The following is a 26,104-nucleotide window of genomic DNA, read 5'->3' on the forward strand; positions in this document are numbered from 1 at the left end:
CGAAGCGCCAGCAAAGCGCGGCCTGCCAGCCCCTCAGGCTTTCAGCGGCACGCAGATCTCGGTGATGAGTTCACCAGGCGGTGTGTCACGCGGATTGTTGCGATAGATTTCGCAGGGCGGAGCGTCGGCCGGCTCTTGACCCGCAGCTGGCAGCCAGCTTCCATAAAACCAGTGATAGGCCTTGTGCAATTCGGCATAAGGACCCGTGTGGGTCAGCACCGCATAGCGGCCGCCCGCAACCGTCCGGCTTTCCAACCCCTCAGGCACCTCGGCGCTCTCCGGCAAAGTCAGCCCGGCAAACGAATTCAGCGCGGCTTCATCCGTAATGCCGGGGTCATCGTAGTAAACCCCGATCATTTCCGTATCAGGCCCGAAGGCGCCGGCTGCGGCCATCAATCCGGCGGCAGGCCCGAATGCCTTGTCAATATCCATATACGATCCACGATGCGGCAGACCCGCAAGCCGTCGCGCATTCATGCTGCGCAGTTCAACGTCATACATGTCACTCTCCCATTGCTTGACCGGTTGATCGAACACCTTGTGCCGACCTTCATTTCTGTAACGCGCCGGTGTGATGCCATAGGCTTGACGGAAGAGACGCGTGAAGGCCTGAACACCCGATGATCCGGACCGGCTGGCAATCACCTCGATGGGGGTATCGGAGTTCACCAGTTCACCCGCGGCACGGTGCAACCGCAACCGCCGCACTGTCGCTGCGATGGTTTCGCCATAGGCGCCGCGATAGATGCGATGCCAGTGCCATGGCGAAAGGCAGGCAACTTCGGCCAGCGTCGCAAAGTCGAGGTCATCATCGAGATGGTTATGGATATGTGCGCTCACCCGCATCAGGCGCTGCTGGTAGGTCTGAAAATCCGGTTCACTGTTCATTGTCTCTTTCCGTTAAAACTTGGCCCGTTCACTCGGCCCATGCGTTGAAGCACGAGCCGATTTGACAAATCTTGCGGAATGTTACCGCGACCTTTCGCCTTTCAAGGCGCCCTTTGCGTGCGCCGGCTGATTTGATAAGCATCGATGACATTATCCCATTCTCGCGCAAGGTCGCAAAGTCATGCCTACACGTCTCGTCCCCAAGACCGTCAGCGTTCTAAAGGAAGGTTATGACCTTTCGCGGCTGAAGGCTGATACTATCGCCGGCCTGACCGTCGCCATCGTCGCGCTGCCGCTTTCCATGGCCATCGCGATAGCATCCGGCGTCTCGCCGGATCGCGGACTTTACGCCGCCATCGTCGGTGGTTTCTTTGTCTCGCTATTCGGCGGGAGCCGCCACCAGATCGGCGGACCTGCGGGCGCCTTCATCGTTCTCGTGGCCGCCTCAGCTGAGCGCCACGGCCTGGACGGGCTGATGCTCGCGGTGATCATTTCCGGGCTGATCATGATCGCCGCCGGTTATCTGCGCCTCGGTGCCTATATCCGCTTTATCCCCTACCCCGTGACCGTCGGCTTTACCGCGGGCATCGCCATCATCATCTTTGCCAGCCAGCTATCGGCGATCCTCGGGCTCGACCTGCCGGACAAGGAACCGGGACCGTTTGCCGACAAGGTTGCCTATCTGGCGCAATTCGTCGGCACCACCAATTTCGCCGCACTCGCCATCGCCATCGGCACGATCGGCCTTATCGTCGCGCTCAGAAAGCTCAGACCCGGCTGGCCCGGCATGCTGATAGCAGTTGCGATCGCCACGCTTGCCGCCACCTTGCTGCAGCTGCCGGTGGAAACCATTGGCAGTCAGTTCGGTGGCCTGCCTCGCGGCCTGCAGCCTCCTTCAGTGCCGACCTTGTCGATTGAAAAGGTGATTTCAGTTCTGCCGGATGCCTTCGCCTTCGCACTTTTGGGCTCAATCGAATCGCTGCTGTCGGCCGTCGTCGCTGACGGCATGACCGGCCGGCGGCATCGCTCCAACATGGAGCTCATCGGCCAGGGCATCGCCAATATCGCCTCTGGTTTTTTTGGCGGCATCTGCGTCACAGGCACAATCGCGCGCACTGCCACCAATGTCCGCGCCGGTGCCACCAGTCCATTTTCCGGCATGCTGCATGCAGCCTTTCTGCTGATCTTCATGCTGGTCGCCGCCCCGCTTGCCCGCTTCATTCCGCTGGCAGCTCTTGCCGGAGTCCTGGCAGTTGTGGCGTGGAGCATGATCGAAAAGCCCGCAATCCGCGCGCTCTTCAGAAGTTCGCGCGGCGACGCAGTGATCCTCACAGTCACCCTGCTTCTCGTTGTCTTCCGTGACCTGACCGAAGGCATCGTCGCGGGCTTTGCGCTCGGTGCCGTGCTGTTCATCGACCGCATGGGTCGCGATGTCGCTGTCAGTCCCTATGACGATTACAACGCCCGAAGCGAACATCCCATCGTCAACACCGACCCAGACACCATCGTCTATCGCATCTCCGGCGCGTTCTTCTTCGGCGCCGCCACAACCGTCGGTTCGGTGCTTGACCGCATCGCCGACCGCGCGACAAACTTCGTTCTCGATCTCTCGGAGGTATCCTACATCGATCTGTCCGCAGCCAATGTTCTGGAAAGTACAGTCAGGCGTGCGCGTTCCCGCCATGTCCGCGTCCTGCTCACCGGCGTTGCGCCAGAGGTGAAGTCCATTCTCGCTGCCCACCGCATCGATGAGAACCACGTCATCTATTGCGCCGATCTTGACGCTGCAGCCGAGATGATTGCAAACGCTGCCGCCAGACCGGATGCCGGGACAGACAAGCATTGATCCACATCTCTTTCACCGCGAAACATAAAAAGAACATAGATTGAAAAGTGCCCTATTTTCAATGATCACAGGGGGATTGAAACATGAGAACAAATAGGGTACGAATAGGTAAATCAGGGCCTCACCTAGGCGGCGGGCGAAACAAGGGATAAAGTCGATGGCACAGAATTCACTCAAACTCGTTGAGGAAAAATCCGTGAACAAGAGTAAAGCGCTGGAAGCAGCACTTTCCCAGATCGAACGTTCCTTCGGCAAGGGCTCGATCATGAAGCTCGGCGCCCAGGACAGCATCGTCGAGATCGAGACCGTTTCGACTGGCTCGCTGGGTCTTGACATCGCCCTTGGTATCGGCGGCCTGCCGCGCGGCCGTATTATCGAAATCTACGGCCCGGAAAGCTCCGGCAAGACCACTCTGGCGCTGCAGACCATCGCCGAAGCGCAAAAGGGTGGCGGCACCTGCGGCTTCATCGATGCCGAGCATGCGCTTGACCCGATCTATGCCCGCAAACTCGGCGTCGACCTACACGACCTTCTGATTTCCCAGCCCGATACCGGCGAGCAGGCGCTCGAAATCGCTGATACGCTGGTACGTTCCGGCGCGCTGGATGTGATCGTCATCGACTCGGTTGCGGCTCTTACCCCGCGCGCTGAAATCGAAGGCGAGATGGGCGACAGCCTGCCGGGTTCCCAGGCACGGCTGATGAGCCAGGCGCTGCGCAAGCTGACGGCATCGATCTCACGCTCGAACTGTATGGTGGTATTTATCAACCAGATCCGTATGAAGATCGGCGTCATGTTCGGTTCGCCCGAGACCACGACAGGCGGCAATGCACTGAAATTCTACGCCTCCGTCCGTCTTGACATCCGTCGCATCGGTGCGGTCAAGGACCGTGATGAGGTGGTCGGCAACCAGACGCGTGTCAAGGTCGTCAAGAACAAGATGGCCCCACCCTTCAAGCAGGTCGAGTTCGATATCATGTATGGCGAAGGTGTCTCCAAGACGGGCGAACTGATCGATCTCGGGGTCAAGGCCGGCATCGTGGAGAAATCCGGTTCGTGGTTCTCCTATAACAGTCAACGGCTCGGCCAGGGGCGTGAGAATGCCAAGACCTTCCTGAAGGAAAACCCCACACTTGCCGACGAGATCGAACTGGCGTTGCGTCAAAATGCAGGACTTCTCTCCGAGGGGCTTCTGGATTCTGGCGAGGGAGACCAGGCGACCGGAACCGAAGACGATTGATCTGCCTGCTGATCATACAGCGGTTATGCAATTTCAACAGTCATCCAGCAGCGGCTTTAACAGGCCGCTGTTTTGTCTTGTCTGGACAGTGGCCGCGCCTGTCGCTAAAAGCCGTGAAAGTCTCGGCAGAAAACACCGATATACGAAGGGGCGTGGCATATTATGAGTGGCGTGAATGAAATCCGGTCGACCTTTCTCGACTTCTTCAAGCGGAACGGACATGAGGTCGTCGCCTCCAGTCCGCTTGTGCCCCACAACGACCCGACCCTGATGTTCACCAATGCTGGCATGGTGCCGTTCAAGAACGTCTTCACTGGCCTTGAACACCGCCCCTATTCGACCGCAACGACGGCACAGAAATGCGTGCGCGCCGGCGGCAAGCATAACGATCTGGACAATGTCGGCTATACCGCCCGCCATCACACATTCTTTGAAATGATGGGCAATTTTTCCTTCGGCGATTACTTCAAGGAACAGGCGATTTCGCTGGCCTGGGAGCTGATCACAAAGGAGTTCGGTCTGCCCAGGGACAAGCTTCTGGCAACCGTCTATCACGAAGATGACGAGGCCTTCGAACTCTGGCGCAAGATTGCCGGCCTGCCCGAGGAGCGCATCATCCGGATCCCGACCTCCGACAATTTCTGGTCGATGGGCGATACCGGACCCTGCGGCCCGTGCTCGGAAATATTCTTTGACCATGGCGACCACATCTGGGGCGGCCCGCCCGGATCACCGGAAGAAGACGGTGACCGCTTCATCGAGATCTGGAACCTGGTCTTTATGCAGTACGAGCAGATCACGCCGGAACGGCGCGAAAACCTGCCCCGCCCGTCGATTGACACCGGCATGGGGCTTGAGCGGGTCGCCGCCGTACTGCAGGGCAAACACGACAATTACGATATCGACCTGTTTCGAGAGCTCATCGGTGTATCCGAGGAGCTGACCGGCGTGAAGGCCGAAGGCGAACGCCAGGCAAGCCACCGGGTGATTGCCGATCACCTTCGCTCGTCTGCCTTTCTGATCGCCGATGGCGTGCTGCCGTCGAATGAAGGCCGCGGCTATGTGCTGCGCCGGATCATGCGCCGTGCCATGCGCCATGCTGAACTGCTTGGCGCAAGGGAGCCGATCATCTATCGGCTGCTGCCGACGCTCGTCCGCGAGATGGGACGTGCCTATCCCGAATTGCAGCGCGCTGAATCGCTGATTTCGGAAACGCTGCAGCTGGAAGAATCCCGCTTCCGCAAAACCCTCGACCGCGGCCTGACCCTGCTGGAAGAGGCCACAAGCAACCTTTCCAAGGGTGACAGCCTCGACGGAGAGACAGCCTTCAAGCTTTACGACACCTATGGTTTTCCGCTCGATCTGACCCAGGATGCCCTGCGTGCGCGCGATATCCACGTTGACCTCACCGGTTTCCAGGACGCAATGCACCGCCAGCGCGCCGAAGCCCGCGCCCACTGGGCTGGTTCGGGCGATACGGCAACCGAAACCATCTGGTTCGAGCTCGGCGACAAACACGAAGCCACCGAATTTCTCGGCTATGAAACCGAAAAGGCCGAAGGCGTGGTGCTGGCGCTGGTGAAAGACGGCTCAGCCGTCGAAACGGCTTCTGCAGGCGATAAAGTTGCCGTGGTCGTCAACCAGACACCGTTCTACGGTGAATCCGGTGGCCAGATGGGCGATACCGGCATGATTTCGACCGACACTGCGAAACTCCGTGTGACCGACACCCATAAGAAGGGCAGTGGCCTGTTCATCCATCATTGTGAAATCGAGGATGGCGAGATCAAGATCGGTGAGCCCGTGACCCTCGCAGTCGATCACGCGCGCCGGTCGCGCCTTCGCGCCAACCATTCCGCAACCCACCTGCTCCACGAAGCGCTGCGCCAGAAGCTTGGCCCCCATGTCGCCCAGAAGGGCTCGCTGGTGGCACCGGAGCGTCTGCGGTTCGACATTTCCCATCCCAAACCGATGAACGCGGAAGAGCTTGCCGTCGTCGAGGACATGGCCAACGAGATCGTGCTGCAGAACGCGCCGGTCTCCACCCGCCTCATGGGGGTCGACGATGCCATCGCCGAGGGCGCCATGGCGCTGTTCGGTGAGAAATATGGCGAAGAGGTCCGCGTCGTGTCGATGGGTACGGCGACCACCGGCGACAAGGCCGGCAAAACCTATTCGCTTGAGCTTTGCGGCGGCACCCATGTGTGCGCTACAGGCGAAATCGGCCTGATCCGCATAGTCGGCGAGAGCGCTGTAGGCGCCGGTGTCCGGCGCATCGAGGCACTGACCGGTGTTGATGCGCGCCGCTACCTTACCGCACAGGATGACAAGGTGAAGGCGCTGGCCGCAAGCCTCAAAGTCCAGCCTGACGAGGTCGCGAACCGGGTTGTCGCTCTATCGGAAGAACGTCGCCGGCTCGAACGCGAGCTCGTTGAAACCCGAAAGCAAATCGCTCTCGGCGGCTCCGGCGCCTCCGACGAAGCCGAGAAAATCGGTGACATTTCGCTGGCTGCCAAAGTTCTTTCCGGCGTCGCCGCCAAGGAACTGAAGGGCACTGGCGGACAGCGCCAAGAAAGACAGGACCCGCACCGTTCTGGTCTTCATCAGCACTGCGGAAGATAACAAGGCGAGTGTCGTCGTATCCGTCACTCCAGACCTGACGGACAGCGTCTCCGCAGTTGATCTTGTGCGCCTCGCCGCAGCAGCGCTTGGCGGCAAGGGCGGCGGCGGACGGCCGGACATGGCTCAGGCCGGCGGTCCCGACGGTGATAAGGCTGAAGACGCCATCGCAGCGATCCGCGCAACACTGGCATAGACTTCAGACTGAAGTGAACTGCGTTGATTGTGCCACAGCCAGTGGCACAATCAACAAAGACAAGCAGAACGACAGGAAAGTCAGACTATTTCGGCGTCAGGGGCTATCGCATTGAAAGCGTCGGCGATGACCTGCGGCCCTGCGCCGGGACTGGTCGCTTCGGTGGACAGGACCTGGCGATAGCGCCTCGCACCAGCATAACCGCTGAAGAGCCCGATCATGTGTCGGGTGACCTGCGACAGCCTCACCCCCTTTCCCATCTGCCGGTCAGCATAATCCATCATCGTTTCGCACAACACCTTCAGGTCGAGCTGCTTTTCCGCCATGCCGAATATACGGTGATCGACATCTGCCAGCAAACGGGGGGTCTGATAGGCAGCCCGCCCCAGCATCACGCCATCGACATGGCTTAGATGTAATTCGGCCTCATCCAGGCTGGCAATGCCGCCATTGATGCCAATGAAGAAATCGGGGAACTCCGTCTTCATGCGGTAAACCAGTGGATAATCAAGCGGCGGGACTGTGCGGTTTTCCTTCGGGCTAAGCCCTTTTAGCCAGGCCTTGCGGGCATGAACCCAGAGCGCATCCGCCCCGGCACCTGCCATCCGCCCCACGAAGTCGGGCAACACCGTTTCCGGATCCTGATCGTCAACGCCAATGCGGCATTTCACACTCACGGGAGTGTCGACGGCTTCTTTCATCGCCACGACAGCCTTTTCTACAACCTCCGGAGACTGCATCAGACAGGCACCGAAAACACCCGACTGTACCCGGTCCGACGGGCAGCCGACATTCAGACCGATCTCGTCATAGCCAAAATCCGCACCGATCCGCGCAGCCTCAGCCAGCTTGTGCGGGTCCGACCCGCCAAGTTGCAGAACGACCGGGTGTTCTGCGGCATCAAATCCCAGCAACCGCTCCCGATCCCCATGCAAAACAGCGTCAGCAACAATCATCTCGGTATAAACCTGCCCGCCAGCCATCATCTGCCGATGAAAATATCGACAATGCCGATCCGTCCAATCGATCATCGGTGCAACGGCGAAACGCCTTGAGGCTATATCGTTGACTTTATTCTCTTTTTCCTGCATTTCGCTCATTTCAATATAAGTTTTTTATCCTATTTTATGCCTTTTTCAGCTCATTTTTGGAGTGCTAGTGCTACAATGTAGCATCCGGAGAAAACGTGTAGCACCCATGGGAACAATAACAGCTCGAATACAGCGCAGAAATGGCAGAATGTCATATACGGCGCAAATTCGCATAAAGCGAAACGGTAAAACAGTCCACAGCGAGAGCCAGACCTTCGACCGCAAGAAGCTCGCAGTGGCGTGGATGAACAAGCGCGAGGGCGACCTGTTCGAGCCGGGCGGCCTTGAACGTGCCAGGCACGGAAACGTGACGCTTGCGGACGTTATCGACCAGTACATCACAGAAAACGCGGCCCCCATGGGCAGGACCAAGGAGCAGGTCCTTCGCACGCTGAAAGGTTTCGATATCGCCGACCTCCCTTGTGAGGAGATTACCAGCGCACACATCATCGCGCTGGCGCGCGAGCTTTCGATTGACAAGAAACCGCAGACCGTTGCGAACTATCTGTCTCATCTCTCATCTGTCTTTGCAATTGCGCGACCTGCGTGGGGCTATCCGCTTGACAGGCAGGCAATGCAGGATGGCGTGATCGTTGCCAAGCGGCTGGGTATGACCTCAAAAAGTAGGCAGCGCGATCGCCGGCCAGCACTAGAGGAGATCGACCGTCTGCTGACGTTTTTCCGGCAGCGAAGTATTCAGGCGCCGCAATCCATGCCCATGGACGAGATCGTCTTGTTTGCGCTCTTCTCCACGCGTAGACAAGACGAGATCTGCCGCATCACCTGGGCTGACCTCGACGAGCAGAACAACCGCGTGCTCGTGCGCGACATGAAGAACCCGGGACAAAAAATGGGAAACGACAACTGGTGCGACCTGCCCGCGCCGGCAATGGCCGTCATCCAGCGCGCGCAGCAGAAAGACGAAAGGGTTTTTCCCTACGCGCCGGAATCCATCAGCGCCAACTTCACAAGGGCCTGCCGGCTGATCGGCATCGAAGACCTGCACTTCCACGATCTGCGTCACGAAGGTATAAGCCGGCTCTTCGAAATCGGTTACAACATTCCGCACGCCGCTGCCGTCTCCGGCCATCGCTCGTGGGTCTCCCTCAAGCGCTATTCCCATATCCGGTAACGAGGAGACAAATACGAAAACTGGGAATGGATGCCCGAAACGGCCTGAACAAGCGGTACATAGGATAGACACCCGCTCAGAAGAGCAGGTAGTTGCGATTTTCGGCATCATCAGAACGATCAACAATGACTACCTCGCCCACGGCCTTCTGCTCGCCGCTGCCGATCGTGTAGTCGAGCTTCACGTCGGCAAACTGGAAGGTCGAGAATATCTCGCGCACCTCAGGCCGGTCGTTCAGCGACAGGATGAACCGCCCCTTGATCCTCGCGAGCCGGTCGGCCAGTTCGGCAAAGTCGGCGCGCTTGAAACTGTCCTTGCTGTAATCCGTCTCGCAGCCGTAGTAGGGCGGATCGAGATAGAACAACGCCCCTTCCCTATCATAGCGATCGATGAAGGCGCGCCAGTCGAGGTTTTCGATGACGACACCGGAGAGGCATTCGTGCACTTCTTCCAGGATCGGGCCAAGCCGCGTGAGATCGAAGCGGGCTGGCCCATGGCGTTCATCGCCGAAACTGCGGCCCGTGACTTTGCCACCGAAGGCGAGGCGCTGGAGATAGAAAAAGCGAGCAGAACGCTCAAGGTCCGTAAGCTGGACCTGTCGCGGAATTGTTCCGCTCCTTTGACTTGGTATTTTGCCACAAAGGAGAAACATCATGGCACAAAAACCGACCCCGGAATTCCGCGCTGAGGCAGTGCGGGGCGCTTTGACCAGCGGCTTGCCGCGTAGGCAGGTGGCGGCGGATTTTGACGTCGGCTTCTCGACGCTGAGCCGTTGGATCCAGCAAGATCGGCGCAATCCTGAGAAGCCAACCACCCAGTCCGATCTCGAGCGCGAGGTCGCCGAGCTGCGGAAAGAGAACCGCTTGCTCCGGGAGGAGAGGGAGGTGTTAAAAAAGGCCACCCAGTTCTTTGCGGAGCGAAGCAAATGAGGTTTGCTTTCATCGCAAAGAATGCTGACATGTCGCCCATCGAGCGGCTGTGCCAGATTATCGATGTCAGCCCGAGAGGGTATCGTGCATACCGCAGCCGTCCCCTGAGCCCAAGCCAACGCAAGGATATGGTTGTCTTGGCGCACATCCGCGAACAGTTCGCCCTATCTCTTGGCAGTTATGGCCGACCGCGCATGACTGAAGAGCTGAAGGAACTCGGCCTGGATGTAGGGCATCGCCGTGTCGGCCGGCTGATGAGCCAGAATGGGTAATCCCCCCGAAAAATAATGGGCTTCAAAAGTAGAATTTTCTCGGGTTTTATGACTGAGGAGATTTTGATGAAAAAGACGAGATTTAGCGAAGCACAGATTATTGGCATTCTGCGTCAGGCAGAAGGTGGCGTTCCTGTGCCTGAACTTTGCCGGGAGCACGGGATGAGTTCAGCGAGTTTTTATAAATGGCGGGCCAAATATGGCGGCATGGATGCGTCGATGATCAGCCAGATGAAAGCGCTGGAAGACGAGAACCGCCGTCTGAAAAAGATGTATGCGGAGATGAGCATGCAAACCGAACTGCTGAAAGAGGCTTTGGAAAAAAATGACGCGGCCATCTCTACGCCGGGAGGTGGCCGCGCAAGCCGTGGCGATACGTGGGGTGAGCATAGCACTTGCCTGCCGAACGTTCGGTGTCAGCGAAACTTGCTACCGATACAAAGGCAAACGCAATGATGAGAATGAACAGATCGCCGATCTTCTGACCGGCTTGACGCAGGCAAAGAAGAACTGGGGCTTTGGCCTTTGTTTTCTCTATCTGCGGAACGTACAGGGACGGCGCTGGAATCATAAGCGTGTTTATCGCATCTACCGCGCGCTTGAGCTGAACCTCAGGATCAAGCCACGCCGGCGGCTGAAACGGGAAAAACCGGATACACTCAATGTCCCGACAACGCCGAACGCGGTCTGGTCCATGGACTTTATGGCGGATCGGCTGGCCGATGGCCGGCAGTTTCGGCTTTTGAATGTTCTGGATGACTTTAACCGTGAGGGGCTTGGCATTGAGGTCGATTTCTCTCTACCTGCGGAGCGTGTCATCCGTAGCCTGAACCAGATCATTGAGTGGCGCGGCAAACCGCTGGCAATACGTGTTGACAATGGCCCGGAATATGTCAGTGGAAGGCTTATGGACTGGGCTGAAAATCAGGGCATTGCGCTGAATTACATCCAGCCTGGAAAGCCGCAGCAGAACGCTTATGTCGAACGCTACAACCGGACAGTACGACACGAATGGCTTGACCAATACATCATCGAGAGTATCGAAGAGGCGCAGGCGTTCGCCACACAATGGTTATGGAGCTATAACAACGAGCGACCCAATATGGGCATCGGCGGAATGACACCCGCACAGAAACTGAAAATGGCTGCGTGAATTTTACCAAAAAGCCCCGTTAAAAAGGGGAGGATTACCGCGCCAACCCACCAAAAATAAATGAGAATTCTGCGAACGACGGAGACAGTTCGCAGGACATCCTCGCCCTTGTTCGCCGTCGTCGTCACCAGTTGCGAACCCGAGTTGGAGAGGACAAATGAGAAAAGTGACAACGAAATCAGTAGGAAAGAGAATTGGCCTTGGCCCTGTGCAGGGCCACGCTGTCCTGGCGGACCTGGTCGCGCTCAAGGCGATGACCGTGCCGGAGCTGCGCGAGAAATGGGCGGCGGTCTTTGATGCGCCCGCGCCGAACACCAGCCGCCAGAACCTCGAGCTGCGGCTTGGCTACCGCATCCAGGAATTGGCCCTCGGTGGCATTGGCCGCGACACCCGGCGGACGCTGGATGCTCTGGCGGCGGAGGTGGCCTCCGGCGAACCCGGTCAGATGGTGTCGGACCCACGACGCCCGATGCCGGGCACCAAGCTGGTCCGAGAGTGGAACGGTGTCGAGCACTGCGTCACCGTCTTGCCGAAAGGATTTGAATGGCAGGGGCGCCGGTACAAGTCGCTCTCTGCGGCTGCACGGGCGATCACCGGCGCGAACTGGAACGGGTGGAAGTTCTTCGGCTTCACACCACGCCCGAGGATCAGCAAATGACGCGCCAGACACAGCCGCAACCGCCCCGCCGCCTGCGTTGCGCCATCTACACTCGAAAATCGAGCGAGGAAGGGCTCGACATGGAGTTCAACAGTCTCGACGCCCAGCGGGAGGCCTGTGAGGCCTATATCGCCAGCCAGAAGGCCGAGGGTTGGGTCTGCCTGCGCGACAAATACGACGACGGCGGCTTCTCCGGCGGCACGCTGGAAAGGCCCGCGCTTAAGGATCTGATCGCGGACATCGAGGACGGGCTGATCGACATCGTCGTCGTCTACAAGATCGACCGGCTCAGCCGCGCGCTGATGGACTTCTCTAAGCTTGTCGAGATCTTCGACAAGCACGGCGTCACCTTCGTCTCCGTCACGCAGTCATTCAACACGACCACGTCGATGGGGCGGCTGACGCTCAACATCCTGCTCAGCTTTGCCCAGTTCGAGCGCGAAGTCATCGGCGAGCGGATCCGCGACAAGGTCGCTGCGTCCCGCAAAAAGGGCATCTGGATGGATGGGCCGGTGCCGCTGGGATACAACGTGAAAGACCGCAAGCTGATCGTGGATCCGGACGAGGCCGAGGCGGTGCGAACGATCTTCACGCTATACGCGCGGTCAAGTTCCACGGCGCAGGTGGTCCGCGAGTTAGATGCGCGGGCGATCCTCACCAAGACCGGCAGGCCCTACGACAAGACCTCGCTGCTCAAGACGCTGCACAACAAGGTCTATCGCGGCCTCGCGGTGCACAAGGGCACCGCCTATCCCGGCGAGCACGACGCGATCATCGACGAGACGCTCTGGGATGAGGTGCATGAGGTGATCGCGAACAACCGGTATATTAGGAAGGCCGCGGCTCAGGAACCCTCACCCGCGCTGCTGCGCGAGCTGATCTTCACCGAGACCGGCGTGGCCATGACTCCGCATCACACCAAGAAAGGCACGCGCCGCTATCGCTACTACGTCTCGATGGACGTGATCAAGAAACGCCCCAAGGCAGAGCTGCGCGGGCCGCAGCGGTTGCCGGGTGGCATGGTCGAGGATGCCGTGGTTGGCGAAATCCGCCGCCTGCTGCGCACCCCCGAGGTCGCTGCGCGGGTGTCACGGACCCTGCGCAAGGATCGGCCAGACCTTGGTGAGACGGACATCAGCGCCTCGCTCACCCAGTTCGACGAGATGTGGAACGCGCTGATCCCGGCCGAACAGGCGCGCGTGGTCAGGCTTCTGGTGGCGCGAGTTACAGCCAGCGAGGCCGGGCTGGCGGTCGACTTGCGCCATGAGGGCTTGGGCGCGATTGCCGCTCTGATGGCCCCGGCCAAGCCAGAGGTGGTGTGATGGCAGAGCCAGAAACCCTGCGCGTCCACATCCCGCTCACAATGCGCAATCGCGGCGGCCGCCCCCGCATCCTGCCTCCCAAGGAGATCGAGGTTGCCATGGATCGCGGCCAGGATGCCCGCTTGCTGCGCGCAGTCGGCCGCGCGTGGGACTGGCGGCGCAGGCTCGAGCGCGGCGACGTCACCACCATCGCCGACCTCGCCAGAGAGGAAGGCATATCTGACCGCTATGTCAGCCGCGTGATCCGGCTGGCATGGCTTGCACCGTCGGTGCTGGAGCGGCTGGTCCTGCGACGCGAACCCACGGTGCTGTCGATCTTCGACCTCTGCGGCGTGGCGGAACTGCCGTGGGCCGAGCAGCCGGAAAAGGTGTTTGACTGAATAGGGATCGACAGGTTTCGCTTCCCATTGTGAAGGCTTCCAAACTACTCTGATGACAACTCTCGGTTTTGGAAGCGTCAGAAAATGCTGGACGAAATTGATTTAGGCCCCGGCTTTCCAGAATGGACCGATATCGGGCAGGAAACTGGCCTCGACCCTCTGGGAATGCAGAGGCCAATCGAGCTTGTCTATCAGTCTCTATTGCCTGGCATCAGCACGATCACGTTGCGCCTCAGATACTATTCCTTTTTCGCGTGGCTATTGGAGGCTTATGCAAAGAAGCAAGGTGTCACGAATGAATATGAGGCATTCCGACGTTTTCAGCGCCGAGCGGAGGCTCTCTTTGCTCTGACTTGCGCACGCGGTGACGTCGAGCTCGGCGTAGCTGGTATTGATTGGGCGAACCGACAGCTTGGTTTGGTTGATTCAGAGAACGCAGATGCGCTGGTCGATTTCAGAACTGGCGCTGACCCAGAATCGGACGCGAACCTTCGCTATCTTCGCAACAAGGGTGGCGCCTTTGGCGGTATCTACGCCAGCCAAATGCGTGAGATGGGGCTCGTGAAGATGGACGATCCCAACCTGCCTGTTCCGTTCTGCAAAGAAGCTGCACTGCCTCTGGCTGATGCCTTCCAACAAGCTATTGGAGATCTGGCCGATGTATTTCTGGAAACGGTTGCGGCCGGAGACGTAACGCTAGCCACTCTCGACCGCCTCGCACCAATCAAGCCGTCGAACATCAATCCCGGAAGCCCGGAACAGCGTGAACTCGCAGCTATCCTCTTCGGGCGGCATGCATCGGCGGCAGAAAGCGACCAGACCAGAAGTCAAACCCTCAAGATGTTGCTGCGCCTAGCCGCCCAGCGTGGACGGCCCCCAAAATCCGAGGAATCGAAGTGGGACTGGTTTGGTGCCACTACCGGAGTGGATGAAGGGATGGACTCGTCCGAACTTCAACCCGTATGGGCGCTGTACCAGGCCAGTGACCTTTTTCGGTTGGCGTACGAAACGTTGCTTTTTGCGGGTCTACGCATCCTGACCAATGCCCCGCCCCACAGCATGTCCCTAGACGGCGTGATTGAGGGTGTGATGGATATGGCAGGCCTTCCAGGCAACCAATCTTTGCAGGAGTGGATCCTTGAGCAGATCGATATTTCCGATCTTGAAAATCACGCGAAGACCGCGGCACACGCGATGCAGGAAGCGCTGACCGCCGCAGAGGATGAGCAGGCAGTCAAGTCGGCGTGGTCAGTGATTGCGGCACTGTCCTTGAAAGGTAAACAGCTCGACCGTTCCATTCTGGAGTGGCTAGGGAGTGCAGAGCATTTTCAATCTCTGGTAAGCGAGATGAAATTCATAGAATTGCGGCATGATTTGCCCGTCCAGACGGCTCTTGCGGAACTTCTGAGGGAACGCATTTTTCGCCGACATCTTTGGGTCGCTTCCCGAAAATTCCGCAATCAGAAGGCCTATACGTTCCTCTTCGAGCCAGACGACGGCGCTCTTCGTTTCCGTGACTTTTTTCGAGTCTCGCCGAGCAGTCCTCGGATCGACCAAGCTGTGCAGTTCCTCCGCGACGTCAAATTCCTTGATGATCGCGGCGTAACTCCGCTTGGCCTCGAGGAGCTTGAGCGCTGATGAAGTATTACGATGTCTTTAGCGAGACGGGGTTTCATTCGGCGTTCATGACAACCTATGCTTTTTCCGCGCAAGCCTTTGAGGATGTACCTTTCCCGAAACTGAGAGGCGCTGGCTGCCGGAACATCGCCATATTGGCGGACAAAGCGATGCTGAATATGAGCTTCGCCGAATATGGAGCACCGAGATACGCCGGAGCGCTTTATCATCTAGCGAAGGTGTCAGTAGGTGGCGCGTTTCATCCCAAGATGACCCTACTGGTCGGGCCTGAGAAAGGACGGTTGCTGATTGGATCAGCGAACCTGACCGCCCTCGGACTGGCGGGCAACAAAGAGCTGGTCGCAGATGTCAGGTACTCAGCTACTGACAAGGACAATGCGGCTCTCTTTGGCGAGGCGCTAAACTACCTCCGAAGCTACGTTCCAGCGGAGGATCCCTGGTTTGGGGACGCTCTGAGTCGCGCCTTTCGGTATTCGCCATGGCTTCGAGAGGCTGCGGAAATCGAAACCCCCGGCGATCAATCGGATATCCGCCTTCTCGCCGACAAATCGGACCAGACGTTCCTCGACCAGATCGAGGCTGCAGTGGCCGGTGATGAAATTGAGCGGCTGGTTGTGCTATCGCCCTACTGGGATGCTAAGCTCGAGGGCCTTACGCGCTTGCGTGAAGTCCTTGGAATGCCGCCCACGGATATACTGATCGACCCGCTGGCCGCGCAGTTTCCCGCGTCGGTGTTGGATGGCGCTACGGTGGAACTCTTTGATCTGAGGGACGAACGGTCCTCTCGGTCTCGTCCATGCCAAAGCCTTTATCGCCTGCGGCAAAGAATGGGACCACGTGATTTCAGGCAGCATGAACTGCTCCCTTCCGGCTCTGCTGGGACCGACTATCCCAAGGGGAAACGCTGAACTGGGCCTATACAAACGCGTAGAGCCCGGCATGGCTCTTCGCGCTTTGAAACTCGACGGATATCGGCAGACCCCACTGGATCGGGACGAAATTCTCCCGCGGCTGATTACAACCAACATCAATGACGGCTTACAGGCACGGGATGGCGGCGCGTTCACCTTGCAGAGACATCGACTGAACTGGACCCCGCCTGCTCCAGCCTCGGATCGCGCCTTGTCACTGCAGCTATACGATCGAGACGGCGTCGAGTTAGGTGACCGAATTCAGATCGACACATCGTCTCGGTTTGAATGGGACCTTCCCACTCCAGACCTGCGCCCTCGAACGGCAAGGGTTCAGTTTGAGGGCGGGCTTTCAGTACCGACCATCATTGTCGATCTTGACGCGCTTCTGATCCGAACCTTGCCTCCGCACCGGGGCAAGAAGCGTAAGATCGCAGATTTCCTATCGGAGACGACCTACGAGGACCTGTTCCTGCTCCAGGCCATCAACGAGTTGGAAATGCTTGATATTGGAGAACAACCGGTCTCTGCGGAGCATGTCGGCAGAGCTGTGGTCGAAGCCAGTGGAAGCGATGAGCAACCCGAACTCCGGGTACTGTCCTATGAAGCTTTTGTCCGGGCTCGTAGCCGAGCAAAGGCCGAGGACAGCCGCAATGCCTTCGTTTTGGCAAAGCGCCAGGATGGGGCCGCCGATCTTGTCAGCATGTGCCTGAACAGACTAATCGGCCTCATGGCGAGTGATTTGTCGAGCGAGGATGAGGATGATCTTCGGCGACAGTCAGAAATTGACCTCCGAAATACCGAGCCTTCATCCGAAGGCGACGACGAACCGGAAACTGCTCAGCTTGCAAAGGCCGCCGAAGAAAAAGCAGCGAGACAGCGGGTGAAGGCGACAGCAAAGAAGATCGAGGAAGCTGTAAAAGCCTTTGAGGCGCGTAGCAAAGACTTGGCCGGACAACGCATCACCACCACAGAGCTTGTGCGGCTGAGAACCTTGCTGCAGATTATTCTCGCATATGCTCAGCCTGCAGGAGGCGGCGACAGCGATCTTCACGTTCTGCCAATCAGCGGAAAAAACGGCGACTGGCCGCGTTTGGTTGGGCGTCTGCTCAATCAGCATTTCAAGGCGATGCGTGCTCTTAATGCGCTCGATGTCGAAGCGGACGAAAGCGAACACCACCGCGTCATAGAATACCTCGCCTTCGCGAGGTTTGCGGCGCAGATTGCTGTTGCTGGCGCTCGATCAACTGGACCCGGCAATCCCATCTTGAAGCCACTTGATCAGCTGGCGAAAGACGTTGAGACCCAAGTTCGTGCGGTGATTTCGCTGCAAGAAGATGACACTCACGAGATCGGCGAAATCAATGACCGGCTGAACGAGCGCTTCACGGTCAGACTGGCGCTCGATCCTATTCCTCATCCATAAGCACCCCAAACGCCGCCTGGATTTTCGCTGCGATCCTGAGCAATGCGCCTACTGCGTGTTCGATCTCCGTTGGCATGGATATCGTTCGGAACGCGCGTTTGGGTTTTGGCGGAGATCGAAGTCAGGTCATTGAAAAAGCGTAAGGAAAGAGGGCCGAACCGCAATGGGCGAGGTTCGCCCAAACTGAGACTGAGGGCCATTCTGAGCCCAGCTTCAGCTAGGCGGCGCGTCTATGAGGTTCGGTCATTTCCCGTAAACCCCTTTGATAACACGGAAAAATCCGTGCCCGTCAGGGCGGTGTCACTGGTTCGCAATGGGGAAAATGGCGGAGAGGAAGGGATTCGAACCCTCGATACCATCACTGGTATACTCCCTTAGCAGGGGAGCGCCTTCGACCACTCGGCCACCTCTCCGATGACGCCCGTTTAGGGTTAAATGCCATTGAGATCAAGATGTTTTTTCGAAATCTTGTCCTCTCCACAGAAACCAACGCCATGCAGAAGTTTACAGAATGAAGCAAGAACGAGAACGGAACCTGTCACTTCTCCGGTGCAAAATCCGTACAGTGTGTTCGAGGTTCGTTCATGACTTTCACGCCAATATTTCCGCAATGAAAAAGCGAAAGGTTCTAGCAACTGTGTTTAGGTGGAGGCTTCTGAACGCCAAGGTGTGGCCGCCTTGAGGACTGCGTTTACGATTGTGACCAGCCTGCGTGCGATTGCGATTATGACGAACTTGTGGCGTTTTCCACGTGTCTTCAGGCGCTTTGCGAGAGGCTTCAGCACCGGATTGTGGCACGCGGCGGCGAGCGCGGCTTGGAACAGCACATGTCGCAGAGATCGTCGGCCTCCTGCTATCATCCTTCTGCCGCGCATCGTGCCACTGTCATGCGGCACGGCGGCGAGCCCGGTCATGGCCGCGGCCTCGCCTGCGTTCATCTCGTCCGAGCTCGGGCATCTCGGCGATCAGCATAGCTGCCGAGACCGGGCCGATACCGGGAATGGATCGCAGCAACCGCGCTTTTGCAGCCAGACTGTCGTCTTGGGAAATGGCGCTCTCGATCCGGCGCTCAACATCCCTGATCTGGTCGTCCAGCATTGCTCTCAGGACATTGTCCATTTCGGCGACGTCTTCTGCCACACCTTGTTTTTCACGTGCGGAGATTTGCGCCGCAAGTCGCTTGCGCATGTCAAAGATCTGAGCGCGCCGGGTCGTCAACGCTTTGAGAACCCGAAGGTTTCTGTTCGGAAGTAACCGCCCGGCCTCCGGGCGGGACAGCATGAACCTGGCAATGAGTTCCGCGTCGATCCGGTCTGTTTTTGCGCGAGTTCCTCGGGAAAGGGCAAAGGCCTTGATCTGTGCCGGAGGGAGTTGCACAGCCTTGACCCCCGCCGCGACGAGGAAGACCCAAAGCGCCCACTCCTGCCCGCCGGTCGCCTCGAATCCAACCCGTACCAAACCCGGCATGAGTTGGAGACGGGCCAGCAACTGGATGTGACCTTCACAACTATTGGGAAGGCGGAAGTGCCGACCACTTGAACTGCAGAAACCGTCAAGCCAATCGCGGGACACATCTATACCGATCATTGTCGTCGCTGCTATCATGTCGCTCTCTCTTCCTTATGCTTCGCGGTCCCGCGAACGGGCCGCCATCAACAGTTCGAGACGGTGAAGAGAGGCGGGATCAGCCTGCTAGCGAACGTGGTCATGCCATAAGGTGTTAAGCGCTGTATCCCACCCCGCCGCCGGTCCTGGCCGGGAGCGATAACGGGGCTAATCTAGCAGGCCAGAGGCACATAAGATGTTCAGTCCCGGACTTTGATGGTGCAATATTTTCTCAAACTTGGAGGGAAGCACTATGGGACAGGTTTTACAAGGCAGCGCCACGACGACTGAGAGCCTTCTCTGATTGGGGTCGTTGTGGTCAAGGTGCTCCTGCACTTTTTCTCGGACCGTTCCGCAGGTCACTCGCTTCTCTTCGCGGTCGGCGCACCGGTGATTTTCTCGGGGCCGCCGCATGATGGGGTCAGGAGAGCGAGGCGTCTCAATCTGTTTCACGACCTTGCAAACCTTGGTTCGGCAGGTTCGGGACTCTCAACGAGATCGCCTCGCCCATCGTCCCCACGGAACGATCCGGGCCTCGCCCTTTCGGGCGAAAGCTTTGTTCGTGTTACTTGCTCCTTTGATCTGCCTCGGGTCACGCCGCCAGTGCGGCAGGCTGCTTTCCAAAGCGGAAGTCGGTTGCATCAGCCCACATGCGATGCAGGATGACCGCCAGTTTGCGGGCCACCGCCACGCGGGCCCGCGCCATGCCACGGCGTTTGGCGATGTTCATGCCCCACGCCCTGAGGCTCGACCATTTCTTCGAGCGCACGAGCAGCGAATGCGCCGCCTCGTAGAGCGCGGTGCGGGCGAGTTCGTCGCCGCATCGGCTGATCTTGCCCTGAATACCGGTCTCGCCTGACTGGTAGCGCGCCGGCGTCAGCCCCAGATGTGGCCCCCGCCTGGCTGGAGCCGAACCGCTCCGGCCGGTCGATCGTGGCGCGGAAGGTGAGAGCCGTGATCGGCCCGACGCCGGGTGCGCTCATCAGCCGCTGACAGACTTCCTCCTTGCGGACGATGCCCTGAACTTGCCTGGTCAGGCGGGCGAGCTCCTTCAGCATGACGCTGAGGACCGCAAGAAGCGGTTCGACCATCGCCATCACTTGCGTCTCGGCGCCGGCCAACGCGCGCACGCGGTCGGCAAAGGCGGTGCGCGACGGCGTGCCGAGCTTGACGCCGGCCTCGCGCAGCATTGCTCTCACCACGTTTTCGATCGAACGCATCTCGTTCAACATCGTGCGACGGGCGACCAGAAGAGAGCGCAAGAGGCGGCATTGCCGGCTCTTCACATGCACCTGCCTATACCAGCCCGTGCGCATGATCTGTGCAAGCGCGCGGGCGTCGTTGCGATCGGTATTGTTGGGCATCGTCTTCATCGCCGCATTGGCAGCCCGCGTTTCGATGCAGATCGCCGACAGGCCTTGGTCGCGCAGCCCGTCGTGAAGCCAGGCTGTCAGCGAGCACGCTTCCAGTCCGATGCGCTCCAGCGGCAGATCGACCTTCCGTAACGCATCCGACAAGGCCTGTGGTTCGCTCGCCGCTTGCGTTTCCTTCACGATCCGACCGCTCTCGTCGACAATGCAAATTGCGGTCTCTTCCAAAGACACGTCCAGTCCGGCAAAATACGTCATGGTTGCTCCTTCCCGATGCTTATGGCCATTCCAATCGACCACGTTTTAACATCCCGACAGGAGCAGCCACCCGCATCTGGGCTCGGGCGAGACCCCAATCACCCCATCTGACCGAAAAAGAGTTGAGTGATTTCAGCAGGATGTGATTCCATCGGATTTGCGAAGAAACGATGGAGCGCACGATGGCCTGGACCGAAATCACCCGGCGGCAATATGTCCGCAAATCAGCCCGCTATGCAAGCGATGTGACGGATCGGGAATGGGACTTGATTTCATCGTTACTGCCGAAAGGGCGACGGCTCGGCAGGCCCCGCAAGATCTGCCTGCGTGACGTCATCAACGCGATCTTCTATATTCCTTCGACCGGCTGCCAATGGCGAATGCTGCCGAAGGACTTCCCACCCTATTCGACCGTACAGGGCTATTTCTACGAGTGGCGGGCAAAAAGATCAAGGGCCGCAAGCGCCACATCGTTGTCGACACAATCGGCCTGATGGTTGGCCTCACGGTCCATAGCGCTGACATTCAGGATCGCGATGGCGTGACTGATCTTCTACGGACAATCAAGCATTGCTGGCCGTGGCTTCTTCATGTCTTTCCCGATGGCGGCTATGCGGGCGACAAATTGAAAGGCCGCTTGAAGAAAGTCGGCAAGTGGACGCTGGAAATCATAAAGCGAACGGACAAGGCCAAGGGTTTTGAACTTCTTCCCCGCCGATGGGTCGTGGAGCGGACCTTTGCATGGCTTGGCAGAAGCCGCAGACTGGCCAAGGATTGGGAAAAGTCCATAGCCTCAGCCGAGGCATGGATTATGATCGCCCACATCCGCATCATCACAAAACGGCTCGCAAGGTATTGCTATAGATGAATTCTTTTTGAGTCAGGCTCTGAGGCAGTCCGTCGGGCAATACAAAATAGTCAAGCGAGCCTGAGAACGCTCTCGAAGCAGTATGGGATCAATCAGAAGACCGTTGCGAAATGGAAGAAGCGAACTTCCGTTTCTGATCTACCGACCGGTCCCAAAGAGCCGAAGTCAACGGTCTTGTCGCTTGAGGAAGAGGCAGTGATCGTTGCCTTCCGCAAGCATACTCTGCTGCCACTCGATGATTACCTTTATGCGCTGCAGCCAACCATTCGACACCTCACGCGCTCATCACTGCCTGCAACGGCATGGCATTTCCAGACTGCCAGAGGTAAAGGGCGACAAGCCGGTCAAGAAGAAATTCAAAGCCTATCCCATCGGCTATTTTCACATTGATATTGCCGAAGTTCACACCGCCGAGGGCAAACGCTACCTCTTCGTCGCCATCGACAGGACGTCCAAGTTTACCTATGCCGAATTGTACGGGAAGGCAGGTAAGGTGGCGGCTGCCCAGTTCCTGCGCAATCTGGTCAAAGCGGTTCCCTATGCAATCCATACTGTACTGACAGACAACGTCCTATGTCGAGAAAATCTGGCTGCTTAGGTCAGCAGGTCATAGGGCATCCGGTGTCCCGGGTGCCTTGTTAAGATTGCCCAGACGGGCTCTGCCGTCAAGAAATGATCTCTTCCATGAGCCAAACACAGGGTACGCGCGATGGCGGCCCTCACCGTCCTTAATACGAGATCCCAATTCCCAAGCAGAAGGCCCGAACATTATCTACGAGGTCAGATGCCTGCCTCCACGGCTCGTGTCAGAAAGAGGTCCTTCCGCCTGGGCTCACCCCCTCGAAGAAGGGGCGATAGGGTTCGCCGTGTTTAACTACGGCGTGTACGGTGCGCGCCATCTTTGCCGCGATCGCGGTGTAAGCCTTGCGACGCAGATGAGCGTTGTGTCGATCTTTCGAGATGTAGCGTTCGAACTTGTCACGAAAGCTGTTGGTCCGCTTGAGAACGGCAGTCTGGCCGGCCATCCAGAGCGTACGACGCAGGCGGGCGTTGCCGTACTTCGATATCCGGCTTTGACCGCGGAACATGCCAGACTGCACAGTGGCGAGGTCCATGCCGCAGAACTTCAGGAATTGCCGGTGATGTCGGAACCGGCGCAGGTCACCTGCCTCGGCCAGAATGGTCATGGCGTTGATCGGACCGATTCCGGGAATGGTTGTCAGCAACTGATAGTCCGGCAGCTCGACTGCCCTGGCCTCGATCTCGTTGCGTTGGCGGACAAGGCTTCTGCCCTCGGCAAGGACAAGGCGGAACATGCGCACGGCGTCGGAGCCCGCATGTACGGGCAATCCAACAGAGATTTCGGCCGTGGCGTAAATGTCTGAAAGCAGGCGCTCTTTGGAGACCTTCTTGCCAACCACCTGCCAGGTGTCTGCGATGAAGGCTTCCTGGTTCATGGTCGTAATCATCGTCGGTGTTGGATACTTCTCGATGAATGCCAGGAGCCAGTCGGTCCGAGAGCTTCGATGAAACCGCTCAGCCTCGGGGAAGTAGAGTGGCAGGTAATGCGTCAGGATGCGGTGCCAAAGCTCGGTCTTCGAGCGTGAGACGATCTCGTGGGTCTTCGAGAGCTCCTGAATGTCCGCTGTCCCGACGACCAGGGGATCATGGAAAAACTGCACTGCTCCGATCTCGAGCATGTGGGGACTGTCCTGATTTTTGTGCTCTGGCGTGGTAACTGCTCTTTGAGGAGACCCACGTATGAGCATCGACAAAGAACTCCTGGACCGCCTGATGCAAGGGCGCTCGCCCGGTGACCTTTTCGGCAAGGATGGTATTCTGTCCGAACTGACGAAAGCACTGGCCGAACGTGCCCTGAGCACCGAGATTGACGTCCATCTCGACGAAGAGCGGGCTGAGGCTGTGCCCGAAGGCCATAACGAGCCGGCAAACCGCCGCAATGGCAGCAGCAGCAAGACGGTGACCACCGACAGCGGCAAGGTGGTCCTCGACATCCCACGCGACCGCAACGGCACCTTCGATCCGGTGCTGATCGCCAAATACCAGCGCCGCTTTCCCGATTTCGACCGCAAGATCATCTCGATGTATGCCCGGGGCATGACGACCCGGGAGATCCAGGGGCATATCGAGGAAATCTACGGCGTGGAGGCGTCCCCCGGCCTGATTTCCGCCATCACCGATAGCGTGATGGATGAGGTCACGGCATGGCAGAACCGGCCTCTGGAGCCCTGCTATCCGATCGTCTTCATGGACGCGATCCGGGTCAATATCCGCAGCGACGGCGCGGTCTCCAACAAGGCGGTGTTCGTGGCGCTGGCGATCCTTCCGGACGGCACGCGCGACGTGCTGGGCCTGTGGTTCCAGGCCAATGAAGGCGCCAAATTCTGGGCCAGCGTGCTGGGCGACCTGCGCAATCGCGGTGTCCAGGACATCCTGATCGCCGTCGTCGACGGTCTCAAGGGCTTTCCGCAGGCCATCGAGGCCGCCTTCCCGAGGACACAGGTTCAAACCTGCATCGTCCATCTCCTGCGCCATTCCATGAACTTCGCAAGCTACAAGGACCGCAAGGCCGTCGCCAAGGCGCTCAAGTCGATTTACACCGCCGTGAATGTCGAGGCGGCGGAAGAAGCCTTGGCGACGTTCGAGGACAGCGATCTCGCCAAGCGCTATCCGGCGATCGTGCCGAGTTGGCGAAGGGCCTGGAACGAGGTCACCCCGTTTCTCGACTATCCGCCCGAGGTCCGCCGGCTGATCTACACCACGAATTCCATTGAGGCGCTCAACTCGAAAATCCGGCGCGCCGTCAGAACGCGCGGACACTTCCCGAGCGATGAGGCTGCGGCCAAGTTGATCTATCTGACCCTCAATGCTACCTCAACCGAGTGGAAGCGTTCAGTGCGAGAATGGCACGCCGTCAAAAGCCAGCTCGCAATCATGTTCGAAGAACGTTTCCCTATGTCCTGAAACAACGCCAGGGCACAAAATTTTAGACAGTCTCAGCATGTGCAGGATAACCTGAGCATCCTTCGGGTCATTCTTGTCCCAGCTGTTGTGCAGGGCCTCCCGCGTCCAGGCGAGGCCGACAGAAGAGACGAGCTTCAGCTCAAACCCATACTGGCCGAGATGGTGCGCCAGTGGCCGGTGATAGTTACCGGTCGCCTCGAACCCGATCCGCACCGGGAGATCGTAGCTGGCTAGGGCCGCAGACAGTCTTCTGAAGTCCTCGAGCGTATTGGTGACCGTCATGCGCCGGCGGCGCTTCTTGCCCGGAATTCCGATCAGAACCTCGTGGCGTTTCTTGGAAATGTCGATGGCGACCAGCAAGGTCGCGGGGGTAGTATGGTGAATGGTCATAGCCTGTCTCCTCAGCGGTGTGGTTCAGCAAAACCACTGTTGAGACCTGGGACCGGTTATGGCCACCCACTACGCTATTTGGGGCTCCGCGGGTGGTCATAACCTATCGACAGCACTTCTTCCCAACGTGCTATGGTATTCAGTTCACCAACCGCACCCGCGACATTCACGATTTCGGTCACATCTTTACGCGGGTCTGCCAAGAAAACGGCATCGAGCATCGCTTGACCAAGGTAAAACATCCCTGGACGAACGGTCAGGTTGAGCGCATGAACCGCACCATCAAGGAGGCAACGGTAAAACGCTTCCACTATGATGATCATGCCCAGTTCGAAGCCCATCTCCAGGACTTCATCAACGCCTACAATTTCGGGCGCCGATTGAAAATCGCTGCGTGAGCTAACGCCATACGAATACATCTGCAAAATCTGGACTTCTGAACCCAAACGGTTCAAACTTAATCCGATCCATCAAATGCCGGGACTAAATGTCTAGTCGCCGACAACCACGGTGACGTTTTCGAGCCCCATCGCCTCCGCAAGCCCGAACAGCAGCGCGGCGTTTTCTGGATGCAGGCGGATGCAGCCATGCGAGGCGGGCGCCCCCAGCCGCGAGAGCTGATCGGTGCCATGAACGGCGTAACCGTGATGAAAGAAGATAGCATAAGGCATCGGCGCATTATTGTACTTGCGCGAGCGGTGGTTTCTGGAAAGCCACTCCGCACCGTATATGCCCTCAGGCGTGGAATAGCCGCCGGCGCCTGTCGAAACCGGCCACTCATAGCGCTCATGACCGCCGACGATAACCTTCATCGTCTGGCTTCTGAGGCTGACCGCAGCGACGACCTTGCCCGAATCGAAAATGGCATCTCCGGACTTGCGTGCCGCGTTGGCGACAGATGCGTTGGCCAGCAAAACCATAAATACA

Annotated in this window: 17 protein-coding genes, 1 tRNA gene and 8 pseudogenes; 17 read left to right on the plus strand and 9 right to left on the minus strand. The window is 58.4% G+C overall.

Going from position 1 to position 26,104, the window contains the following annotated elements; translation table 11 throughout:
* Positions 1-33: 33 nt before the first annotated feature.
* Entirely contained in the window at positions 34-888 is an 855-nt protein-coding gene (locus tag AC0L7L_RS08080; RefSeq protein WP_272211319.1) for an AraC family transcriptional regulator, read from the minus strand.
* 181 nt (positions 889-1,069) lie between these two features.
* Between AC0L7L_RS08080 and AC0L7L_RS08085 the strand changes: the two genes are divergently transcribed.
* The 4 genes from AC0L7L_RS08085 (at position 1,070) to AC0L7L_RS08100 (ending at position 6,789) form a co-directional block, all read left to right on the plus strand.
* On the plus strand, positions 1,070-2,734 hold the full coding sequence (locus AC0L7L_RS08085) for a SulP family inorganic anion transporter (protein WP_473513283.1): 1,665 nt from the start codon (positions 1,070-1,072) through the stop codon (positions 2,732-2,734).
* Between the two features lie 157 nt (positions 2,735-2,891).
* A complete protein-coding gene (gene recA / locus AC0L7L_RS08090) occupies positions 2,892-3,974 on the plus strand; it encodes a recombinase RecA (protein ID WP_272211320.1) in 1,083 nt (360 codons plus the stop codon).
* A gap of 162 nt (positions 3,975-4,136) precedes the next feature.
* A complete protein-coding gene (gene alaS, locus AC0L7L_RS08095; protein WP_473513285.1) occupies positions 4,137-6,596 on the plus strand; it encodes an alanine--tRNA ligase in 2,460 nt (819 codons plus the stop codon).
* The gene (locus tag AC0L7L_RS08100; protein WP_473513825.1) at positions 6,577-6,789 is read left to right on the plus strand and encodes a DHHA1 domain-containing protein; all 213 of its coding nucleotides are present in this window, start codon (positions 6,577-6,579) and stop codon (positions 6,787-6,789) included. The genes alaS and AC0L7L_RS08100 overlap by 20 nt, the downstream gene beginning before the upstream one ends.
* A gap of 80 nt (positions 6,790-6,869) precedes the next feature.
* On the opposite strand, the gene dusA is transcribed toward AC0L7L_RS08100, so the two are convergent.
* Complete coding sequence (gene dusA / locus AC0L7L_RS08105; RefSeq protein WP_473513287.1) at positions 6,870-7,880, minus strand: tRNA dihydrouridine(20/20a) synthase DusA; 1,011 nt, start codon at positions 7,878-7,880, stop codon at positions 6,870-6,872.
* Between the two features lie 307 nt (positions 7,881-8,187).
* Between dusA and AC0L7L_RS08110 the strand changes: the two genes are divergently transcribed.
* Positions 8,188-9,012, plus strand: coding sequence for a tyrosine-type recombinase/integrase (locus AC0L7L_RS08110; RefSeq protein WP_473513289.1), 825 nt, complete (start codon positions 8,188-8,190; stop codon positions 9,010-9,012).
* Between the two features lie 76 nt (positions 9,013-9,088).
* Here the strand turns inward: AC0L7L_RS08110 and AC0L7L_RS08115 are convergent, their stop codons facing one another.
* Complete coding sequence (locus AC0L7L_RS08115; protein ID WP_334312904.1) at positions 9,089-9,667, minus strand: DNA adenine methylase; 579 nt, start codon at positions 9,665-9,667, stop codon at positions 9,089-9,091.
* On the opposite strand from AC0L7L_RS08115, the pseudogene AC0L7L_RS08120 reads away from it, so the two are divergent.
* The 8 genes and pseudogenes from AC0L7L_RS08120 to AC0L7L_RS08155 all read left to right on the plus strand — a co-directional run.
* A pseudogene (locus tag AC0L7L_RS08120) lies at positions 9,666-10,210 on the plus strand (IS3 family transposase); the annotation flags it as partial. The gene AC0L7L_RS08115 and the pseudogene AC0L7L_RS08120 sit on opposite strands and share 2 nt — an antisense overlap.
* 69 nt (positions 10,211-10,279) lie before the next feature.
* Positions 10,280-11,366, plus strand: a protein-coding gene (locus AC0L7L_RS08125; protein ID WP_473513291.1) for an IS3 family transposase whose coding sequence is annotated in 2 segments (ribosomal slippage) — positions 10,280-10,533 and positions 10,532-11,366 — 1,089 coding nt in all. Because the reading frame shifts where the segments join, the coding sequence is not laid out codon by codon here.
* 157 nt (positions 11,367-11,523) lie between these two features.
* Positions 11,524-12,024 carry a DUF2924 domain-containing protein gene (locus AC0L7L_RS08130; protein WP_272211325.1) on the plus strand — a complete coding sequence of 167 codons (501 nt, stop codon included), beginning with the start codon at positions 11,524-11,526 and terminating at the stop codon, positions 12,022-12,024.
* On the plus strand, positions 12,021-13,346 hold the full coding sequence (locus AC0L7L_RS08135) for a recombinase family protein (protein WP_473513293.1): 1,326 nt from the start codon (positions 12,021-12,023) through the stop codon (positions 13,344-13,346). The genes AC0L7L_RS08130 and AC0L7L_RS08135 overlap by 4 nt, the downstream gene beginning before the upstream one ends.
* Positions 13,346-13,726, plus strand: coding sequence for a hypothetical protein (locus tag AC0L7L_RS08140; RefSeq protein WP_473513295.1), 381 nt, complete (start codon positions 13,346-13,348; stop codon positions 13,724-13,726). The genes AC0L7L_RS08135 and AC0L7L_RS08140 overlap by 1 nt, the downstream gene beginning before the upstream one ends.
* 84 nt (positions 13,727-13,810) lie before the next feature.
* On the plus strand, positions 13,811-15,364 hold the full coding sequence (locus tag AC0L7L_RS08145) for a hypothetical protein (RefSeq protein WP_473513297.1): 1,554 nt from the start codon (positions 13,811-13,813) through the stop codon (positions 15,362-15,364).
* Positions 15,364-16,272: a phospholipase D family protein gene (locus tag AC0L7L_RS08150; RefSeq protein ID WP_473513299.1), complete on the plus strand. Its 909-nt coding sequence runs from the start codon at positions 15,364-15,366 to the stop codon at positions 16,270-16,272. The genes AC0L7L_RS08145 and AC0L7L_RS08150 overlap by 1 nt, the downstream gene beginning before the upstream one ends.
* A gap of 31 nt (positions 16,273-16,303) precedes the next feature.
* Positions 16,304-17,701 carry a hypothetical protein gene (locus AC0L7L_RS08155; RefSeq protein ID WP_272211331.1) on the plus strand — a complete coding sequence of 466 codons (1,398 nt, stop codon included), beginning with the start codon at positions 16,304-16,306 and terminating at the stop codon, positions 17,699-17,701.
* Positions 17,702-18,024: 323 nt separating this feature from the next.
* Here AC0L7L_RS08155 and AC0L7L_RS08160 read toward each other — a convergent pair.
* From AC0L7L_RS08160 to AC0L7L_RS08170, 3 genes and pseudogenes are all read right to left on the minus strand, one after another.
* Positions 18,025-18,114 (minus strand) — tRNA-Ser (locus tag AC0L7L_RS08160).
* A 228-nt stretch (positions 18,115-18,342) separates the two neighbouring features.
* Positions 18,343-19,306 (minus strand): annotated as a pseudogene (locus AC0L7L_RS08165) (IS110 family RNA-guided transposase).
* 592 nt (positions 19,307-19,898) lie between these two features.
* Positions 19,899-20,934: pseudogene (locus tag AC0L7L_RS08170) on the minus strand (IS110 family RNA-guided transposase).
* Between the two features lie 182 nt (positions 20,935-21,116).
* On the opposite strand from AC0L7L_RS08170, the pseudogene AC0L7L_RS08175 reads away from it, so the two are divergent.
* A pseudogene (locus AC0L7L_RS08175) lies at positions 21,117-21,802 on the plus strand (IS5 family transposase).
* Positions 21,803-22,370: pseudogene (locus AC0L7L_RS08180) on the plus strand (transposase family protein); the annotation flags it as partial.
* 212 nt (positions 22,371-22,582) lie between these two features.
* Here AC0L7L_RS08180 and AC0L7L_RS08185 read toward each other — a convergent pair.
* Positions 22,583-23,505 (minus strand): annotated as a pseudogene (locus tag AC0L7L_RS08185) (transposase); the annotation flags it as partial.
* A gap of 58 nt (positions 23,506-23,563) precedes the next feature.
* Here AC0L7L_RS08185 and AC0L7L_RS08190 point away from each other — a divergent pair.
* Positions 23,564-24,787 (plus strand): IS256 family transposase, encoded by a 1,224-nt coding sequence (locus AC0L7L_RS08190; protein ID WP_473513301.1) that lies wholly within the window; start codon positions 23,564-23,566, stop codon positions 24,785-24,787.
* 27 nt (positions 24,788-24,814) lie between these two features.
* On the opposite strand, the pseudogene AC0L7L_RS08195 reads toward AC0L7L_RS08190, so the two are convergent.
* A pseudogene (locus tag AC0L7L_RS08195) lies at positions 24,815-25,177 on the minus strand (IS110 family transposase); the annotation flags it as partial.
* Positions 25,178-25,302: 125 nt separating this feature from the next.
* Between AC0L7L_RS08195 and AC0L7L_RS08200 the strand changes: the two are divergent.
* Positions 25,303-25,672 (plus strand): annotated as a pseudogene (locus tag AC0L7L_RS08200) (integrase core domain-containing protein); the annotation flags it as partial.
* Here the strand turns inward: AC0L7L_RS08200 and AC0L7L_RS08205 are convergent.
* Positions 25,669-26,097, minus strand: a complete 429-nt coding sequence (locus tag AC0L7L_RS08205; protein ID WP_272211334.1) for a L,D-transpeptidase — start codon at positions 26,095-26,097, stop codon at positions 25,669-25,671. The pseudogene AC0L7L_RS08200 and the gene AC0L7L_RS08205 sit on opposite strands and share 4 nt — an antisense overlap.
* Positions 26,098-26,104 lie beyond the last annotated feature (7 nt).

Source organism: Martelella sp. K41-7 (assembly GCF_055808365.1).

Excerpts from the sequence above, each read along its gene's own strand:
- AC0L7L_RS08080 (WP_272211319.1), bottom strand. The coding sequence starts at position 888 with ATGAACAGTGAACCGGATTTTCAGACCTACCAGCAGCGCCTGATGCGG.
- AC0L7L_RS08085 (WP_473513283.1), top strand. The coding sequence starts at position 1,070 with ATGCCTACACGTCTCGTCCCCAAGACCGTCAGCGTTCTAAAGGAAGGT.
- recA (WP_272211320.1), top strand. The coding sequence starts at position 2,892 with ATGGCACAGAATTCACTCAAACTCGTTGAGGAAAAATCCGTGAACAAG.
- alaS (WP_473513285.1), top strand. The coding sequence starts at position 4,137 with ATGAGTGGCGTGAATGAAATCCGGTCGACCTTTCTCGACTTCTTCAAG.
- dusA (WP_473513287.1), bottom strand. The coding sequence starts at position 7,880 with ATGCAGGAAAAAGAGAATAAAGTCAACGATATAGCCTCAAGGCGTTTC.
- AC0L7L_RS08115 (WP_334312904.1), bottom strand. The coding sequence starts at position 9,667 with ATGATGTTTCTCCTTTGTGGCAAAATACCAAGTCAAAGGAGCGGAACA.
- AC0L7L_RS08130 (WP_272211325.1), top strand. The coding sequence starts at position 11,524 with ATGAGAAAAGTGACAACGAAATCAGTAGGAAAGAGAATTGGCCTTGGC.
- AC0L7L_RS08135 (WP_473513293.1), top strand. The coding sequence starts at position 12,021 with ATGACGCGCCAGACACAGCCGCAACCGCCCCGCCGCCTGCGTTGCGCC.
- AC0L7L_RS08140 (WP_473513295.1), top strand. The coding sequence starts at position 13,346 with ATGGCAGAGCCAGAAACCCTGCGCGTCCACATCCCGCTCACAATGCGC.
- AC0L7L_RS08145 (WP_473513297.1), top strand. The coding sequence starts at position 13,811 with ATGCTGGACGAAATTGATTTAGGCCCCGGCTTTCCAGAATGGACCGAT.
- AC0L7L_RS08150 (WP_473513299.1), top strand. The coding sequence starts at position 15,364 with ATGAAGTATTACGATGTCTTTAGCGAGACGGGGTTTCATTCGGCGTTC.
- AC0L7L_RS08155 (WP_272211331.1), top strand. The coding sequence starts at position 16,304 with ATGGCTCTTCGCGCTTTGAAACTCGACGGATATCGGCAGACCCCACTG.
- AC0L7L_RS08190 (WP_473513301.1), top strand. The coding sequence starts at position 23,564 with ATGAGCATCGACAAAGAACTCCTGGACCGCCTGATGCAAGGGCGCTCG.
- AC0L7L_RS08205 (WP_272211334.1), bottom strand. The coding sequence starts at position 26,097 with ATGGTTTTGCTGGCCAACGCATCTGTCGCCAACGCGGCACGCAAGTCC.